Source organism: Blautia sp. XA-2221 (assembly GCF_028767025.1).
In the GTDB taxonomy this organism is placed as follows: domain Bacteria; phylum Bacillota; class Clostridia; order Lachnospirales; family Lachnospiraceae; genus Blautia_A.
The window spans coordinates 59,806-77,989 of sequence record NZ_JAJQXX010000010.1 but is presented as its reverse complement, the minus strand read 5'-3'; the positions used below and the strand labels follow the sequence as shown (position 1 = coordinate 77,989).

The 18,184-nt window shown below is 43.3% G+C and carries 14 protein-coding genes, 1 tRNA gene and 1 riboswitch; of the genes, 1 reads left to right on the top strand and 14 read right to left on the bottom strand.

All coding sequences use genetic code 11. The features are described 5' to 3' along the window. Positions 1–30: 30 nt before the first annotated feature. Together LU279_RS09575 and LU279_RS09570 are read right to left on the bottom strand one after the other, a co-directional pair. Positions 31–939 (bottom strand): hypothetical protein, encoded by a 909-nt coding sequence (locus LU279_RS09575; RefSeq protein ID WP_274422314.1) that lies wholly within the window; start codon positions 937–939, stop codon positions 31–33. 4 nt (positions 940–943) lie between these two features. Then, on the bottom strand, positions 944–2,158 hold the full coding sequence (locus tag LU279_RS09570) for a serine/threonine-protein kinase (protein WP_274422313.1): 1,215 nt from the start codon (positions 2,156–2,158) through the stop codon (positions 944–946). A gap of 452 nt (positions 2,159–2,610) precedes the next feature. Here LU279_RS09570 and LU279_RS09565 point away from each other — a divergent pair. Beyond that, positions 2,611–2,683: transfer RNA gene (locus LU279_RS09565), tRNA-Gly, on the top strand. A 384-nt stretch (positions 2,684–3,067) separates the two neighbouring features. Here LU279_RS09565 and LU279_RS09560 read toward each other — a convergent pair. The 12 genes from LU279_RS09560 to LU279_RS09505 all read right to left on the bottom strand — a co-directional run bounded on the left by LU279_RS09560 (position 3,068) and on the right by LU279_RS09505 (position 18,170). Beyond that, entirely contained in the window at positions 3,068–4,252 is a 1,185-nt protein-coding gene (locus LU279_RS09560; protein WP_274422312.1) for a phosphoribosylaminoimidazolecarboxamide formyltransferase, read from the bottom strand. A gap of 13 nt (positions 4,253–4,265) precedes the next feature. Further along, positions 4,266–4,979 (bottom strand): IMP cyclohydrolase, encoded by a 714-nt coding sequence (locus tag LU279_RS09555; RefSeq protein WP_274422311.1) that lies wholly within the window; start codon positions 4,977–4,979, stop codon positions 4,266–4,268. A gap of 103 nt (positions 4,980–5,082) precedes the next feature. Further along, positions 5,083–5,164, bottom strand: a riboswitch (ZMP/ZTP riboswitch). Between the two features lie 48 nt (positions 5,165–5,212). Continuing rightward, positions 5,213–6,667: an IMP dehydrogenase gene (gene guaB / locus LU279_RS09550; protein WP_274422310.1), complete on the bottom strand. Its 1,455-nt coding sequence runs from the start codon at positions 6,665–6,667 to the stop codon at positions 5,213–5,215. 104 nt (positions 6,668–6,771) lie between these two features. After that, entirely contained in the window at positions 6,772–7,275 is a 504-nt protein-coding gene (locus tag LU279_RS09545; protein ID WP_274422309.1) for a DUF6106 family protein, read from the bottom strand. A 112-nt stretch (positions 7,276–7,387) separates the two neighbouring features. Beyond that, on the bottom strand, positions 7,388–9,010 hold the full coding sequence (gene groL / locus LU279_RS09540; RefSeq protein WP_274422308.1) for a chaperonin GroEL: 1,623 nt from the start codon (positions 9,008–9,010) through the stop codon (positions 7,388–7,390). Positions 9,011–9,122: 112 nt separating this feature from the next. After that, positions 9,123–9,407, bottom strand: coding sequence for a co-chaperone GroES (groES, locus tag LU279_RS09535; RefSeq protein WP_022068894.1), 285 nt, complete (start codon positions 9,405–9,407; stop codon positions 9,123–9,125). A gap of 539 nt (positions 9,408–9,946) precedes the next feature. Then, positions 9,947–10,732, bottom strand: coding sequence for a GTP-sensing pleiotropic transcriptional regulator CodY (gene codY, locus LU279_RS09530; RefSeq protein WP_274422307.1), 786 nt, complete (start codon positions 10,730–10,732; stop codon positions 9,947–9,949). Positions 10,733–10,892: 160 nt separating this feature from the next. Continuing rightward, positions 10,893–12,965, bottom strand: coding sequence for a type I DNA topoisomerase (topA, locus tag LU279_RS09525; protein ID WP_274422306.1), 2,073 nt, complete (start codon positions 12,963–12,965; stop codon positions 10,893–10,895). Positions 12,966–12,992: 27 nt separating this feature from the next. Next, positions 12,993–13,883, bottom strand: coding sequence for a DNA-processing protein DprA (gene dprA / locus LU279_RS09520; RefSeq protein ID WP_274422305.1), 891 nt, complete (start codon positions 13,881–13,883; stop codon positions 12,993–12,995). Positions 13,884–13,931: 48 nt separating this feature from the next. Then, complete coding sequence (locus LU279_RS09515) at positions 13,932–15,449, bottom strand: YifB family Mg chelatase-like AAA ATPase (RefSeq protein ID WP_274422304.1); 1,518 nt, start codon at positions 15,447–15,449, stop codon at positions 13,932–13,934. A gap of 315 nt (positions 15,450–15,764) precedes the next feature. After that, positions 15,765–16,697 carry a YARHG domain-containing protein gene (locus LU279_RS09510; RefSeq protein ID WP_274422303.1) on the bottom strand — a complete coding sequence of 311 codons (933 nt, stop codon included), beginning with the start codon at positions 16,695–16,697 and terminating at the stop codon, positions 15,765–15,767. 57 nt (positions 16,698–16,754) lie between these two features. Continuing rightward, the gene (locus LU279_RS09505) at positions 16,755–18,170 is read right to left on the bottom strand and encodes an amidophosphoribosyltransferase (protein ID WP_274422302.1); all 1,416 of its coding nucleotides are present in this window, start codon (positions 18,168–18,170) and stop codon (positions 16,755–16,757) included. Positions 18,171–18,184: the final 14 nt, after the last annotated feature.

The window sequence follows — 18,184 nt, the reverse complement described above, 5'->3', positions numbered from 1 at the left end:
ATTTTTATTTACTGATTATCGGATAGTATATCATGATTTTCCCGGGACGTCCATGTAAATTCCGCTCTCCATTCCGTTATAGGAAAGAAAAGCTATTTCTGTATGAAATGCTTCTTCTGATTCCTTCTGCTCCTCAGGGATGTCAAGATAGATCCTGCTTTTCTCCTGGTGCCATCTGGTTTCTTTTCCATTGACCCGCAGGGAAAGAATCTGAACATTTCTGTTTAGTTTTATACTCAGCGCAGGCTCTCCCGCATTTTTTATTGTCCTCTTCCAGTAAACAACCTCCGGTACAACATTCAGCTGATCCGAGAATCGTTCCGGTACCTTATTTCTGTTATCTTTTCCTGTTTTCTCTGTCTGATATAACTCCGGTTCCAGATCTGGCGCAGTATCAACAGCAGCAGCTGGCGAAACTGTTACCACTGGTAACTGTGTCCTGTAAGACGGTCTGTTCCGGACACTTTCTGTACAATCCGACTCCCCTCCCTCAATCCAATTTTCCGGTAACTGTTCTGTCACATCCTGGCTCACCGGTTCTTCTAAATATTCTTCGTCTGTAGTTCCAATGCTGTTTTCCCATCCGGATCCATCCCCACTTTCCGGTTCTTCATAAACATCCTCCTGCCAGTTTCCTTCGCCTGACCCAAAGATATCTTCATATCCATTTTCCTCAGACTGCTGTTGTTCCCCAAACTCTTCTCCTCCATTTCCTGTTTCCCAATCAGACGGAAGGCCTTCGCTCTCTCCCGGAAGTGTCTCCACATGAAACCCTCCAAGGTCCTGAGCAGCGCCGGTCTGTCTTAATGCTGTTATAAATACAAGCGATAAGATCACTGTCAGATACTTTTTGTATGCAGAAATACCAGTCCGATATTTTCCCTCAGAATGTCTCTTTCTCCTTGCATCATACTCTCTATTCTTTCTATTGAAACTCATCCCTCTATTTTTCTCCTTTCGCAAAAGATAAACGGCTCAAATACTGTTTCCATTGTTTTATATTCTCCTTTGACCCAAAATCATTTTTCAGAGATTTCTGCTCCTTCATCATTTGATATAATTCCGCACTTTCATTTTCTCTTCCCTGCCTGATAAGGAACAACCCGTACAGGGAATATCCTTTACTGCATGCCTTTTCCCGAAGCATCTCTCTGTAATACCCTTCTGCCTTTGCCATATTTCCTTCCAGTTCGCTGTTCTGAGCAAGAAGTATAAGTATCTGTTCCTGCTGCTCCCAGGCATCATACATCCTCAGAAGTCTCTGTCCGGCCTTTTCTGTCTGACATGTAATTATTTTTCTGATACCGTTCCCGCCTGACCGATAATCCATAGAATAATACCAGGCAGTAACCGGAGATAGGACAGTTTCCAGTTCCGGCATTTTCGTTCTATGCATCGTTTCTATTGCCAGAAATCCTATCGCGGATACAATACATAGAAAACAACACAGTCCAACAGCAGTTCCCTTCCATACTTTCCATGACAACGGTTTTATTTTTTTCAGGACATTCTCTGCTTCCTCTGCTGATTTCCAGCGCTTCTCCACCTGGCTGCGACAACTTTTTCTGATAAAAAGACCAAGTCCGGGATACTGGAAAAAATACAGGAATCTGCGTTTCCCACACAGCTCATCCACTGTTTTTCCCAGAGCATAAAAATCACTGGCCGGAACAACCTGTCCCTGATACTGCTCCGGAGCTGCATACCCTTCTGTTCCCAGACAGATCACACTTTTTCTTTCATATCCCAGAACAGCGCTTCCAAAATCAACCAGATAAAGTCTGCCAGTTTCTGTCAGCATCAGATTATCCGGTTTCAGATCGCCATAATAAACTGCAGGCTTTCTGGAATGCAGATACTTCAATATCTCCAGAACCGTACCTGCAATACTCATAATCTCTTCTCCTGAAAATACCTTTCCATCATCCAAATACTGTCTCAGAGATTTTCCTCTGATATATTCCATTACAAGATAACAATGACCGTTCTGTTCTGCATAATCAATCATTTTTGGCAAAGAAGGATGCTCCAAAAGCCGCAGAAGACCTGCCTCACGTTTTTTCTCGGCAGGCAATTCCTTTACCGCCCGGTATATTCCAAGTTCCAGATCTCTCGCAAGATAAAGGGAGCCCTCCCCACCTCTTCCAATTCTCTCCACAATACAATAACGCCCTTTTAAAATAATTCCGGTTAATTCGATATGATCTCCTCCTCTTTCCAGGCACACGAATTACCTGTTTGTTCTTTTCATATTTTTCTGAAAAATAAAATGGGAATTTACCGGATGAACTCCGGCAACAGAAATGTTGATAAATTTATTCTAGCACAAAACGTTCTTATTAATTCTTAAATTTTTATAAAACATACAGAAAAAACTCCAATCAGCGAAATTTTATCACTGACCGGAGAAATGATTGTACCTGGTTTTTTACAGAAACAGCCGGACATTAACAGGATTAATTCCTCCTCAAAATCCTAACATATGATATCTCCGAAATTTTTTTTGAAATTTTTTAAAAAATTTCAAAAAAACATTTGACAAATACAATTCTATCTGGTATAGTATATTTTGTCAGCGAGGGAAACACCTCACAAGACAATCTAACACATGCGATAGTGGCGTAGTTGGTAACGCGCGACCTTGCCAAGGTCGAGACCGCGGGTTCGAGCCCCGTCTATCGCTCTTCTAAACCAGAACAGTTTTGTTCTGGTTTTTTATTTTTATAAATTTTAAATCATGCACTATATTTTCTATCCAGATAAACAATACCGGGAGGCAATAAACTGTGTGCACTTTCAGCATATGGGATTCAAATCTGTTGTCATAAAAAATCCTGAAAATAGCACTATTGCTGTAAGTGATTTTAAAATAGCAGAAGAAACTTATCTGTCTCTGTTCATGCTTGATGCAAGCTATAAAGAAAAAGGATTTGGCAGCAAAATCTATGGTCAGTTAGAAAATATTTTTAAATCAAAGGGTTCCACAAAAGTTCGAATTGATAATGATACCAGAACAGGGCAGCTCCTACGGCTGCCCTGTTCTGGTATCATCCTTATTATAAAACTTTTAGTGATGGAACAGTCTGATTCCGGTAAATGCCATTGTCATACCGTATTTGTCACAAGTTGCGATTACATCCTCATCTCTTACAGATCCGCCCGGCTGTGCAATATATTTCACACCGCTCTTATGAGCCCTTTCAATGTTATCGCTAAACGGGAAGAACGCATCTGATCCCAGCGTTACGTCAGTCAGCTGATCCAGCCATGCGCGTTTCGCTTCTCTTGTAAATACTTCCGGCTTCTCAGCAAAAATTCTCTCCCACGCGCCATCAGCAAGAACATCCATGTATTCTTCGCCAATATAAACATCAATGGCGTTGTCTCTTTCTGCACGGCTGATTCCCTCTTTAAATGGAAGGTTCAGAACCTGAGGACTCTGACGGAGGAACCAGTTATCTGCTTTCTGTCCTGCCAGTCTGGTACAGTGTACACGGGACTGCTGACCAGCTCCTACGCCAATTGCCTGTCCGTCCTTTACAAAGCATACGGAGTTAGACTGAGTATATTTCAGAACGATCAGAGAAATTTTCAGGTCACGTTTTGCATCTTCTGTAAGCTCTTTATTCTGAGTCACAATGTTCGCGATCAGATCATCATTGATCTCAAGCTCCTGTCTTCCCTGCTCAAAAGTTACCCCAAACACTTCCTTGTGTTCCAGAGGAGCCGGTACAAAATCAGGATCAATCTCAATGACATTGTAATTGCCTTTTTTCTTGGCTTTCAAAATCTCCAGTGCTTCTTCGGTATATCCCGGAGCAATCACACCATCGGAAACTTCTCTTTTAATAAGAAGAGCGGTATCTTTGTCGCAGACATCAGAAAGAGAAATAAAATCTCCAAAAGATGACATACGGTCTGCGCCTCTTGCTCTTGCATAAGCGCAGGCAATTGGCGAAAACTCTTTCCAGTTCATATCGTCCACCCAGTAGATCTTTGCCAGAGTTTCTGTAAGAGGAAGTCCCACAGAAGCACCTGCCGGGGAAACATGTTTAAAGGAAGTTGCTGCTGCAAGTCCGGTAGCTTTTTTCAGATCTCTTACAAGCTGCCAGCCGTTAAAAGCATCCAAGAAGTTAATATATCCAGGGTTTCCGGAAAGAACTCTGATAGGAAGTTCGCTTCCGTCGTTCATATAGATTCTGGAAGGCTTCTGATTTGGATTGCATCCGTATTTTAACTGTAACTCATTCATTACTGCATTCTCCTTATTTATTCTTATTTACAATAGTTGTCTCATATTTACCGGTTTCTATATCAATATAACGCACAAACAGAGACACTTTATTTTCTTCATTAAGGCTGTTCCAGAGAAGATCTGTAAACTCTTTCATATCGTTTGGAATCTGAACCAGCTTCGGTTCTCCCTCAAAGCTTGGAAGTGGATTTCCGTCACATTTATATGTATGAATGAATCGTCCTTCTCCCGGAATTGCTTTTTCATAAGCATATGTGTAACGAAGACATGCATCCGGATTTCCGTTATCGCTTTTCAGTATAGACATTGCGTAGCTGTAATTGCCGTCTTCAATGTGCATCACGCCGGAAATACGAGGTGTATAGTTCGGTCCGTCCGGCTCAAATTCACGGCATCTCAAGGACTGTTCAAAGGTCATCTGTTTGTCCATTCCTTCGTAAATGGTATCTGTCTGATCTCCGTTTGTAACAATGGTCTTGTTTCCAAGGACACGTACCGGAGCATAAATGATCAGGCTTGGATCTGTAAGTTTGGACGGGTCAAATGCCTGTGTACGGATCCCCTCTCCTTCTGTGACAAACACACGGTTTCTGCTGTTTTCACTTCTTCCCATAATAAAGTAAGCTGCCACTGCTTTTGTTCCGTCAAGAGAACGGCCGAGGATGATTCCTCTTCCCGGATAAGAATTATTTTTCAGTTCATTTTCCAGTGATATCATTTCCATAGTCTGATCTCCTTTTTCTAAAAATCGTAATATAAACGCGCTGTTCTGGCCCCATATCGCATTTCTGTTAAAAATAAAACAAACCGCCTGGGTAGTCTGTATTTCAGGCTGCCCAGGCGGTCGGCTTATCACTTACTGCACTCCCCACAGGTAACTCCTGTTTTCCGCCAGTCATGCAGTCGTTATTATTATCATATCATATTTTTTGTTTTTTTCAAGAAAAAATTTCCTGATTATTCATCTACGCTGTAGTTCGGAGCCTCTTTTGTAATATGAATATCATGAGGATGAGACTCTTTCAGGGAAGCTGCAGAAATCTTAATGAACTTACCTGTTGTTTTCAGAGCTTCGATATTTTCTGCTCCACAGTATCCCATACCTGCGCGAAGTCCGCCGATCAACTGATAAACAGTGTCTTCCACGTGTCCCTTATAAGCCACACGACCTTCTACGCCTTCCGGAACAAGTTTCTTGGCATCCTGCTGGAAGTAACGGTCCTTGCTGCCGTTTTCCATTGCTGCAATGGAGCCCATTCCGCGGTATACCTTAAATTTACGTCCCTGGTACAGCTCAAATGTTCCCGGGCTCTCATCACATCCGGCAAACATACTTCCCATCATACACACATTAGCGCCTGCTGCAATAGATTTTGTGATATCTCCGGAATATTTGATTCCGCCGTCTGCAATGATCGGCACTCCATAACGGTTTGCAACCTCATAGCAGTCCATGACAGCTGTGACCTGAGGAACACCGATACCTGCAACCACACGAGTGGTACAAATAGAACCAGGTCCGATACCAACCTTAACTGCGTCAACACCTGCTTCAATAAGAGCCTTGGTAGCAGCTCCTGTAGCAACGTTTCCGGCAATTACCTGAAGATCCGGATACGCCTCTTTCATTTCGCGTACAGCCTTTAAAATATTCTCAGAGTGACCGTGAGCAGAATCCACTACAATCACGTCTACACATGCTTTTACAAGAGCTTCCACTCTTGCAAGAACGTTGGATGTGATACCAACTGCCGCACCGCAGAGAAGACGTCCCTGCTCATCCTTTGCAGCCAGAGGATATTTGATCTGTTTTTCAATATCCTTAATGGTGATCAGACCTTTTAAATTGAAGTTATCATCTACAATGGGTAATTTTTCTTTACGGGATTTTGCGAGGATCTTTTTTGCTTCCTCCAGAGTGATTCCTTCTTTGGCAGTGATCAGACCTTCAGAAGTCATGCACTCGCCAATCTTTCTTGAGAAATCCGTCTCAAATTTCAGATCACGGTTGGTAATAATACCTACCAGTTTTTTGCCTTCTGTGATCGGCACACCGGAAATACGGTATTTCGCCATAAGATCATTGGCATCTTTCAGAGTATGCTCTGCGGATAAATAAAATGGATCAGTAATAACGCCGTTTTCGGAACGTTTTACCTTATCTACTTCCTCTGCCTGAGCCTCAATGGACATGTTTTTGTGAATGATACCGATACCGCCCTGTCTTGCCATGGCAATAGCCATGCGATGCTCGGTAACTGTGTCCATTCCCGCGCTCATAAGCGGAATGTTCAGCTTCACCTTTTTAGTCAGCCAGGTTGTTACATCCACCTGGTTCGGAATCACCTTTGAATACGCAGGAACTAACAGTACATCGTCAAATGTAATGCCTTCACCGATAATTGTACCCATTGTATTTTTTCCTCCCTTGTATGTAATTTTTACAGGATGTGCTTATTCACACCTGCATGATATTTTGAGTTTGGTTCATAGTGTAGCAAAAAAAAAATACGGTGTCAATCCAAAAAAACTTTGCTGGGCGCTGAATTTTTTATAGCATTCGCCATAGCATCGTCCGGTTCTACGATCACTTTGCACGCCTCGCCTCCGTCACGGATGATGATGCCAAATCTTTTATGTTCCGGATTCCCTGAAGAATAATCCAGAACTTTCATTTTCTGGTTGCCGTTATAATAATCCATTCTGTGAGAATTCAGAGGAGCAATCAGATCCGCTTCGGTAATATTCAAAGATTTTATTCTTTTTCTTTTTGATTTTGCCATGATCTTATCAATATCCAGTTCCCCGTTTACAAACAGGTATTCGTACTCAAGATCTGTTTTGGGAATAATAAAATAACACGCCACGCCCAGACCAATGGCAACGATCAGAAGCAGCGGATTCAGAAAAAGTCCTGCTGCCGCAGCCACTACAGTCAATCCGATCATTCCGAATTTAATCAGAGCATCCTTAAATGTGGATTCCTTTTTCACAAGGAATTCCGAGTACAGTTCACTCATAATTCACTCTCCTTACGAGACACAGCTCGTGCTTATATTAATAATATTTTTATTCTAACATAAAAAGGAATCAGCGTCTATGACGCCGATTCCTTTTTATAAAATATTTATATTACATCATTCCCATTCCAGGATTTCCTGCCGGCATTGCAGGAGCATCTTCCTTAATGGTTGCAACAACAGACTCTGTTGTCAGTAAAGTAGATGCAACACTTGTTGCGTTCTGAAGAGCGCTTCTTGTAACCTTGGCAGGATCCAGGATTCCGGACTCTACCATGTTTACATATTCTTCATTCAAAGCGTCAAATCCAACGCCTGGCTCGGACTCTCTTACTTTGTTGATGATCACAGAGCCTTCCAGACCTGCATTTGCAGAAATATGGAATAAAGGAGCCTCCAGAGCTTTCAGGATAATGTTTGCGCCTGTTTTTTCATCGCCTTCCAGAGTTGCTGCAAGCTCTGCAACTTTCTTGGATGCGTGAATGTATGCAGAACCGCCGCCTGCAATGATGCCTTCCTCAACTGCTGCTCTTGTAGCTGCAAGAGCATCCTCAAGACGGAGTTTTGCTTCTTTCATCTCTGTCTCAGTAGCTGCGCCTACACGGATAACTGCTACGCCGCCTGCCAGTTTTGCAAGTCTTTCCTGTAATTTTTCTTTATCGAATTCAGAGTTTGTTTCTTCAATCTGTCCACGGATCTGAGCAACACGGTCAGCAATTGCTTTTTTGTCGCCGCAGCCGTCAACGATAACTGTATTTTCTTTTGCAACTTTAACGGATTTTGCACGTCCAAGCTGTTCCATAGTAGCTTCTTTCAGATCCAGACCAAGCTCTTCGGAAATTACCTGACCGCCTGTAAGGATAGCGATATCCTGAAGCATTTCTTTTCTTCTGTCGCCATATCCCGGAGCCTTAACAGCAACTACCTGGAAGGTTCCTCTTAATTTGTTTACAATAAGAGTTGTAAGAGCCTCGCCCTCTACATCCTCTGCGATAATAAGAAGTTTTGCACCTGCCTGAACGATCTGCTCCAGAAGAGGAAGAATCTCCTGAATATTGCTGATCTTCTTATCTGTGATCAGGATGTACGGATCTTCAAGGTTTGCTTCCATTTTTTCCATATCTGTGGACATATAAGCGGAAATATATCCACGGTCAAACTGCATACCTTCTACAAGATCAAGCTCTGTATGCATGGTTTTGGACTCTTCTACTGTGATAACGCCGTCTTTGGAAACTTTTTCCATAGCGTCTGCAACAAGCTGACCAACTTCTTCATCACTTGCAGAAATTGCTGCTACATTTGCGATCTGTTTCTTTCCGCTGATTGTCTGGCTCATTTCCTGAATTGCCTTTACAGCTGTGTCAGTTGCTTTTTTCATTCCTTTACGAAGGATGATCGGGTTTGCTCCTGCTGCAAGGTTCTTCATTCCTTCATGAACCATAGCCTGTGCAAGAACAGTAGCTGTTGTAGTACCGTCACCTGCAACATCGTTTGTTTTGGAAGCAACTTCTTTGATCAGCTGTGCTCCCATATTTTCAAATCCGTCCTCAAGCTCAATTTCTTTTGCGATAGTCACACCGTCGTTTGTAATAAGCGGAGCGCCAAAAGATTTGTCAAGAACAACGTTTCTTCCTTTCGGTCCAAGTGTTACTCTTACTGTATTTGCAAGCTGGTTTACACCATTTTCAAGTGCGGCTCTTGCTTCTGCACCAAATTTGATTTCTTTTGCCATGATGAAAATTCCTCCTAGTCTTTCATGAGATACAAAACTTTTAAAGAAACACCATTTTCACTGGTTTCACCTTTCTATGTATGCGGATCCACTCAGTGTTCACATCTGTGTTTTATTTAACAACTGCTAAAATATCGCTCTGTTTTACAATGATGTACTCTTCACCGTCAAGCTTAACTTCTGTTCCTGCATATTTTGAATAAATAACCTGATCTCCTGCAGCAACTTCCATTTTTACTTCTTTTCCGTCTACCATTCCGCCAGGTCCTACTGCAATAACTTCTGCCTGCTGCGGTTTTTCCTGAGCCTGACCCGGAAGCACGATACCGGATTTTGTTGTTTCTTCTGCTTCTAACTGTTTTAATACAACTCTGTCACCTAAAGGTACTAATTTCATGATCTATTTCCTCCTTTTATTTGTCACATTCTGTTGCTAGCACTCATTTCGTCTGAGTGCTAATCACTGTCCTTATATTATTGAATTGCCTCCCATTTCGCAACTCTTTTCACAGTCATATAAATATATATATACTTTTATTATCTCTTATTATCTCTTTTAATCTCTTTTTTTCTTATCTTCTTATTTTTTTATAAATCTAATGCCAAAACCAGAAGGCTCACAGGATTATTTCTAATTGTCCATATTGATCAATATGGAGCTGACTGCATACTGCTTAAAATTCAGATGCGTTCAAATTTCAGGACAGCTTAAAGATGTTTTCAAATTACAGACCATTCAAAGCTGCAGTTCCTGATTTATCTTATCCAGCGATTTGTATCCCGGACATTTTTCTTCCCGTGTCTTTTCGATCATACTGTTCTGTTTACGGACAGATAAAAAGGGCTGTAAAATAACAGCCCCTACGGAAAAAGAGACCATGAAAAACTCCATTGAATTTTTCACAGCCTCTTTAAATATCATTTATTCAGACTTCTTTATGATTTTTTATTTCGCTGAGCTTTGATCTCTTCCAGCTCATCAAAAATCACTTCATTCAGAACCTTGATATAGGTTCCCTTCATTCCTGAAGAACGGGACTCGATCACACCTGCACTCTCAAATTTACGCAGAGCATTGACGATCACTGATCTGGTGATTCCCACTCTGTCAGCAATCTTGCTGGCTACAAGGATACCCTCATCTCCGTCCAGCTCGTCAAAAATATGAATGATTGCTTCCAGTTCAGAGAAAGATAAGGTATTAAATGCTGATTTTACTACCTGCTGCTTTCTGTCTTCTTCTGCATTTTCCTCATGGACTGCGCGCATCATCTCCAGACCAACCACAGTTGTTCCGTATTCGCTGACAATAATATCCTCAATATCATATGGCTTGTCATCCCTGTACATAAATACAGTTCCAAGACGTTCTCCGGCAATATCAATAGGATTGATGATGCCCTGACACCGACTGTCCACATGCTCAAAACCAAGTGTCTGAAGATTTACATTCTCTTTTGTTGATAAAACTCCTAAAAATCTTTCATTCAGAAGAGTATCTACATGTCCGCCGACTTTATCTTCGATCAGCTCTGTGATCTCCTGTACACCCGGGCATAAGCTGACACCCAGTACCTTGCCTTTTTTGCTCAACACCAGTATATTAGAACTCAAAGTCTCCATCAGTACCTGGCAGATATCATTAAATACTACCTTGCTGGAGCTGCTGTTGTGCAAAAGTTTATTAATCTTTCTTGTTCTGTCTAACAACTGAACGCTCATACTGGCCTCCTTTTCTCATCTATCCGGTATTTTCTATATAAATGTTCTGATGATTTTATATTACACGTTTTTTTTCAAAATTACAAGACATTTTTATGTTTTTTCAATTTTGCCTGCCTATTCTGAAAATATTTTCTTTTTAAATTTATTGTGTAATTTTTCAATCATCCTGCTTTGTTTTCTGCTCTACATAGCCACAGGTTTCCTGACTGCACACAAGTTTGCTGCCTTTTTCTACCATATAGCTGCCGCATACCGGACATTTTTTGTCAGAAGGCTTCTGCCAGGACATAAAATCACACTCGGGATTGTCCTCGCAGCCATAATATTTTCGACCTTTCTGCGTTTTTTTCAAAACCACATCCTTACCACATTTCGGACACGCAACACCGATCTTCACATAGTAAGGCTTGGTGTTTCTGCAATCCGGAAAGCCCGGACAAGCAAGGAATCTTCCATGAGGGCCGTATTTGATCACCATGTTCCGTCCACAGAGATCGCAGACTACGTCTGTCACCTCATCCTGGATGTCTACCTTTTCCAGCTCCTGCTCCGCTGCATCCACATCTCTTTTCAGATCCGGGTAAAAATTACGTACCACCGTTTTCCACTGAACAGTACCTGCTTCCACACAGTCCAGAAGCCCTTCCATCATAGCTGTAAAATGAACATCTACGATACTGGGAAACGCCTGCTTCATAATATTGTTCACTACCTCGCCCAGCTCTGTCATATACAGATTTTTCTGTTCTTTAGACACATAACGGCGGCTGATAATAGTGGTAATGGTAGGCGCATAGGTACTTGGACGACCGATTCCCTGTTCTTCCAGAGCCTTTACCAGAGAAGCTTCTGTATAATGAGCCGGCGGCTGGGTAAAATGCTGTTCCGGCTTCAATTCCAGAAGTTCAAGCTCCATACCTTTTTCCAGACTCTGACTGAGGACATTTCCCTTCTTATTGTCATCATCCTGCACATACACGGACATAAAACCGTCAAATACCACCTTTGACGCCGCTACTGTAAATGTATATTCTCCTGCGCCGATCTTTACAGAAGTGGTTTCATAACGTGCCGATGCCATTCTGCTTGCAGTGAAACGCTTCCATATAAGCTGATAAAGACGGAACTGATCTCTGGAAAGAGATTCCTTCAGCATTGCCGGAGTTCTTGCAATATCGGTGGGACGGATGGCTTCATGGGCATCCTGGATCTTCTGGTCCTTCTTTACTGCCTTTCCGCCCTCTGCCACATATCTTTCTCCATACTGCTCTCCGATGTATGCTCTTGCAGCTTCATCAGCCTCCTGTGAGATTCTTGTAGAATCCGTACGCAGATAGGTGATAATACCTACTGTGCCGCTTCCCTTAATGTCAATACCCTCGTAAAGCTGCTGTGCAAGGCGCATGGTTTTCTGAGTGGAAAAATTAAGCGTTTTGGCTGCCTCCTGCTGCAGGGTACTGGTGGTAAACGGAAGGGGAGCATTTTTGATCCTCTCGCCTTTTTTTACTTCTGTCACCTGATATTCTGCATTTTCCAGCTTTTTCAGGATTTCATCCATCTCTGCTTTATTATGAACAGGCAACTTTTTGTCTGTTCCATAAAATTTTGCCTGAAGAGGTTTCTTTTCTCCCTGGATCTTAAACTCTCCCTCAAGGCTCCAGTATTCCTCCGGAATAAAGGAATTGATCTCTTCCTCTCTGTCGCAGATGATACGAAGGGCTACTGACTGCACACGACCTGCACTCAAACCTCTTTTTACCTTTGCCCAGAGCAACGGACTGATGCTGTAGCCTACCATACGGTCCAACATTCTTCTGGCCTGCTGTGCATCCACAAGATTCATATCCAGCTCTCTTGGCTGTTTGATTGAATTTTTTACTGCTGTTTTGGTGATCTCATTAAAGGTGATCCTGCGCATCTTCTTCGGATCTTCCTTTAACGCCTGCATCAGATGCCAGGAAATAGCTTCTCCCTCACGGTCAGGGTCAGTGGCCAGATAAATTTTATCAGCCTTTTTTGCTGCCTTGCGCAATCCTGCCAGAAGCTCTCCCTTTCCGCGGATGGTTATATATTTAGGCTCAAAGTCATTTTCCACATCAATTCCAAACTGGCTTTTGGGAAAATCTCTTACATGTCCGTTCGATGCCTGCACATCATAATTACTCCCCAGAAACTTCTTAATTGTTTTTACCTTTGCAGGTGACTCCACGATCACCAGATATTTCGCCATGCTACCTCTCCTATTTATCAAAATCACTTATGTCTGAATTTTCACATAATAATGTCTGCTGATTTCTCTGACCAGTCCCAGAATGTTCAGTTCCACAAGAATACTCCCTGTTTTTTCAGCAGAAAGTCCTGTTTCCTGCATAATACTGTCCCTGGATTTTGGTCGTAAATCGAGACAACTATACACCATATTCAAATCACTTGCAAGTCCTAAGTTCTTTTTTTCAGATGATTTCACGGTATTTTTAGAATTTATCCCAAGTTCCTCTAAAAGCACTTCCGGCTTGTATGCCAGCCCTGCGCCGTCATAGATCAGCCGATGACAACCTTTGCTAAGCTCTTCATTGACAGGTCCGGGAAGGGCAAAAACCGCCTTTCCCTGTTCCAGCGCCCATTGGGCTGTAATAAGAGAACCGCTCTTTTCTTTTGCCTCCACTACAAGAACAAGATCTGACAATGCGCTTAAAATTCTGTTCCTTGCAGGAAAATGATAATTCCTCGGCTGAGTGCCCGGAGGATATTCGCTGATTATTCCTCCATTTTCTCTTAAAATTCTTTCATAAAGATTCCGGTTAGCTGCCGGATAACAGACATCCGGTCCACTTCCCAGAACTGCCCAGGTAGGCATTCCTCCTGCAAGAGCTCCTCTGTGCCCTTCTGAGTCGATCCCTGTTGCCATTCCGCTTATGATCTGTACGCCTGCCTGTGCCAGAGTTTTTGCGTACTGAAACGCCTGGATTCTTCCATAGGGACTGCACATTCTTGCCCCCACGATTGCGGCGCATGGTCTTTCGGGATCCGGCATTTCACCTTTTATATAGAGCTTTTCCGGCATATTGTCGTAAACTTTCAGTTTTTCCGGATATTCCGGCTGGCTTTTTTCCATGCACCTGATATTGTCTGAGTGATTTCTTTCCATATAAAATACCCCTTCTCTCAGTTTTTTATGACTTTTTATTTTCTCTGTTCACGCCCAGTATTTTTTGTCAAACGCCCGGTAGGACAGAGCCTCTCCTATGTGCTGTTTTTTTATCAGATCCGAGCCCTCCATATCGGCAATGGTCCGTGAAACCTTCAGTATCCTGTGATATGCTCTGGCACTAAAATCCATTCTGTCAAAGGCGGCTTCCAGAAGCGCTTTTCCCTGAGTATCTGTACGGCAGTAAACTTCGATCATGTTCCCTTTCAGTTCCCCGTTGAACTGGATATTTTCTTTCTGATATCGCTTCCTCTGGATTTCATGTACCTTTTCTACCCGTTTCCTGATCACATCCGATTCCTCTCCCTGTCTTCCGTTCAGACTGGAAAAGCTTACCGGTTCTGCCTCCGCACAGAGATCCAGACGGTCAAGAAGCGGCTGGCTGATCTTATTCAGGTACCGGCTTACCTGCCCTGACGTACATCGACACCGGTTCATATCCGGATAATATCCACAGGGACAGGGATTCATAGCCGCGCAAAGGATAAAATCAGCAGGAAACGTGTAGGTTCCATATACTCTTGAAATCCGTATCACCCGGTCTTCCAGAGGCTGCCGCAGGATTTCCAAAGTTCTTCTGGAAAATTCCGGCATTTCATCCAGAAACAAAACGCCTCTGTGAGCAAGGGTGATCTCTCCCGGTCTTGGATTGCGCCCGCCGCCTGCAAGCGCCGGAGCCGGACTTGAGTGATGAGGACTTCGAAAAGGTCTCTGCCTTACCAGAGGATCTGAAGGGGAAAGAAGCCCTGCGATACTGTAGATTTTTGTAAGCTCCAGACTTTCCTCAAAGGTCAGAGGCGGCATAATTCCCGGTATCCGTCTTGCCACCATTGTTTTTCCTGCTCCGGGCGGTCCGATCATCAGAAGATTGTGGAATCCACTTACAGAAATCTCCACTGCCCTCCTTAACGATTCCTGTCCCCGGATATCGCTGAAATCCAGTTCTTGTCCCGGCTGTTCTGATTCCTGTTTTATACAAGGCTGTCTGTACTTTTCAGGAGATTTCAGGAAAACAATCAGTTCCTTTAAATTTTTTACTCCAATGATCTTCATATCCGGCACCAGACAGGCTTCTCTCAGATTCCCCCAGGGAACAATGCACAGTCGGCACTTCTCTTCTCTTGCCCTTATAACAATAGGAAGGATACCGGGAATCGCATGAATTTCCCCATTAAGGCTCAGCTCTCCTGCAAACATAACTCCCTTTAATACTTCCGGTTCCAAAATGCCGGAAGCTGCCAGAACGGCTGCCGCTACCGGAACATCAAATCCTGCTCCTTCTTTTTTTATGTCAGCCGGGGCGAAATTAACTGTGATCCTTTTTGGCGGAAGCGCAATCTCATTATTTTTAAAAGCTGTTCTCACTCTGTCCTGAGCCTCCTTCACCTGAACAGAAGGAAAACCTACCATAGTAAAAGATGGCAGCCCATCGCTTACATCAGCCTCCACCTGTACCGGATGTACCTCCATGCCAAGTATCACTGCAGATAATACTGCTGCAAACATAACACTCCTTTCTGCAAAAATCCGACCCCCGATCCCGGTTTCCACGAAAATATAAAACTATGCTTTTCAACAATCACTATAAATGGAAATTCCAGCAGAACTGCTGTATGAGAAATAAAAATTTAAAAGATAATCTGTCTGTTTTTTATTATAGAACGACTGCCTCGAAAACACAAGTCCCCATTCGCCCCAAAAGCCCTTAAAGCCAGAATCGGGACAGCCTTCCAATGCCTTCAGTTCTTAGCAAAAATCCATGCAAAAAAGGCATATATGGTTTTCCATACATGCCTCTCTGTTTCCTGATACAGTTTATAATCAGTTTCCTGCTGCCTTTTTCAGCATTTCCCATTCCTCGATCTTCTGGATATTTGCAATCTCATATTCATTAAAAACGGAATCCTGCTGAGAATCAAAGGTGTCGGGATCAACAGTTCCCTGATACCAGGATTTACTGTTAAAATAATCCGCAATACTTTGCGTTACAAAGATCCTTCCGTGACGGGCATAAATCTCATTTTTTGCAAGTTCAAGCTGAGCTGACGAATACACAGAAACCTCATCATCTGTCAGATACCGGCTGTTGCTTTCCGGGAAGAAATATTCTCCAGTCTGGCTGATCTGCTGATTCTGTCCCTGAGGAGTGGGTATTGGTGTTGCCGTAGGATCCGGTATAAGCGGAATCTGATTCCGGCTCATAATACAGTTCACGCTTGGATAGACAGCAGATACCGGCTCGCTGGTGGCAATCTTCACATAAAGCTGTCCATTGTCAAAAATCAAATTCCCGGACGAATTGTTTCCGGCTGAATCGGAAAAATAAAATTTCGCCGCATTGCCGGCAACTTCAGCCGTTACATCTGCCGTCACTGTCTGGGTCTGATTGCGGTCTGTCTGAGAAAAACTGAAGGATACGGTATCCAGGCTGATATTATAGATATTCATTGTCACAGTTCCGTCTGTACTGTACCATTCATTCCAGAAATCATCCGGATTAAAAGCCGCCACTACAGTTGGAATCGGCGTTGGTGTTGCCGTAGGTCTCGGTGTCGGAGAAGGCGTTGCGGATACCGCAAGAGTAGGGGCAACGGTAGGCCTGTTTTCCAGCGCTGCCAGCGCCTCCTGTTTTTTCTGCTCCTTCTGTGCGCTGGTTCGAAAACCCACAAGCAGCAGCGCCGCGGCGCTTACCATCACAAAAACTGCAATCAGCACACAGAGCAGTATTTTCAGCATCTCTCGTTTTCTTCTCATTCTGTTTCACCTCTGTTCTGCACGTACCCTTCAGAACGCATTTCTTAAGTCGATTCTTTACTCCTTGCCGCTCCAGCAATAAGTACAGAGCTTACAGGGCTCGATATCAATAGAAGCTACAAGATCGTCAAGACGATGGTATTTCAGGGTCGTAAAATTCAGTTCTTTACGGATATCCTCCAGCATTCCCTTATAGTTATCAGAATCCGGATTCGCATAGTCCGCAAGAGTTTTTTCATCCACATTGTCACCTTCCCGTTTTGCGATCACTCTTCTTGTGATCAGATCCATTTCGGATTTTGAACGGGAAAAATTCAGATATTTACATCCGTACAAAAGCGGCGGGCAGGCCGGACGGATATGTACCTCTTTTGCTCCGTTGCTGTAAAGGAAATCTGAAGTTTCGCGAAGCTGGGTTCCCCTTACAATGGAATCGTCGATCATCAGAAGGCTTTTATCCTTGATCAGTCTGTGAACAGGGATCAGCTTCATTCTGGCGATCAGGTTTCTCTGGCTCTGCTGAGTCGGCATAAAGGATCTCGGCCAGGTAGGTGTGTATTTGATAAACGGACGGGCAAACGGCACTCCGGAACGGTTCGCATAACCGATGGCATGAGCGATTCCGGAATCCGGAACGCCTGCTACAATATCAGGCTTTACCTCCCCAAAATCACGTTCTGCCAGCATATCGCCGCATTTATAGCGCATTTCTTCTACATTTACTCCCTCATAGGTGGAAGTAGGATATCCATAGTATACCCAGAGGAAAGAACAGATACGCATTTTATCGCCGGGCTTCTGCAGGGTTTCAATTCCCTCAGGCGTCACTGCCACGATCTCGCCCGGTCCCAGTGCTTTTTCATCTTCATAGCCCAGATTAATGTATGCATGGCTTTCAAAAGAAACGCATCTCGCTCCGTCTTTCTTTCCAATAATGAGAGGAGTTCTTCCCAGACGGTCTCTGGCTGCAAAAAGTCCCTTAGGAGTCAGGATCAGCATAGTCATAGATCCGTCTATCATTTCCTGTGCATAGCGGATTCCCTCTACCATAGTTGACTTCTGATTGATCAGAGAAGCAACCATTTCTGTAGGATTCACATTTCCACCGCTCATTTCCAGAAAATGTGTACTTCCGTTTTTAAAAGAATGCTCCACAAGCTCTTCCATATTATTGATCTTACCTACTGTTGTAATGGCAAAATTCCCAAGATGAGAACGTACCAGCAGAGGCTGAGGCTCATTATCAGAAATACATCCGATTCCAAGATTTCCCTGAAGCTCTGATACATCTCTGTCAAACTTTGTACGGAACGGGGAATTTTCAATGTTATGAATGGCTCTGTCAAATCCCTTTGCCGAATCATATACAGCCATTCCTCCCCTTCTTGTTCCCAGATGAGAATGATAGTCAATTCCGAAAAACAAATCCAGCACACAGCTGGATTTTGAAGCTACTCCAAAAATTCCGCCCATAATTCTGTTCTCTC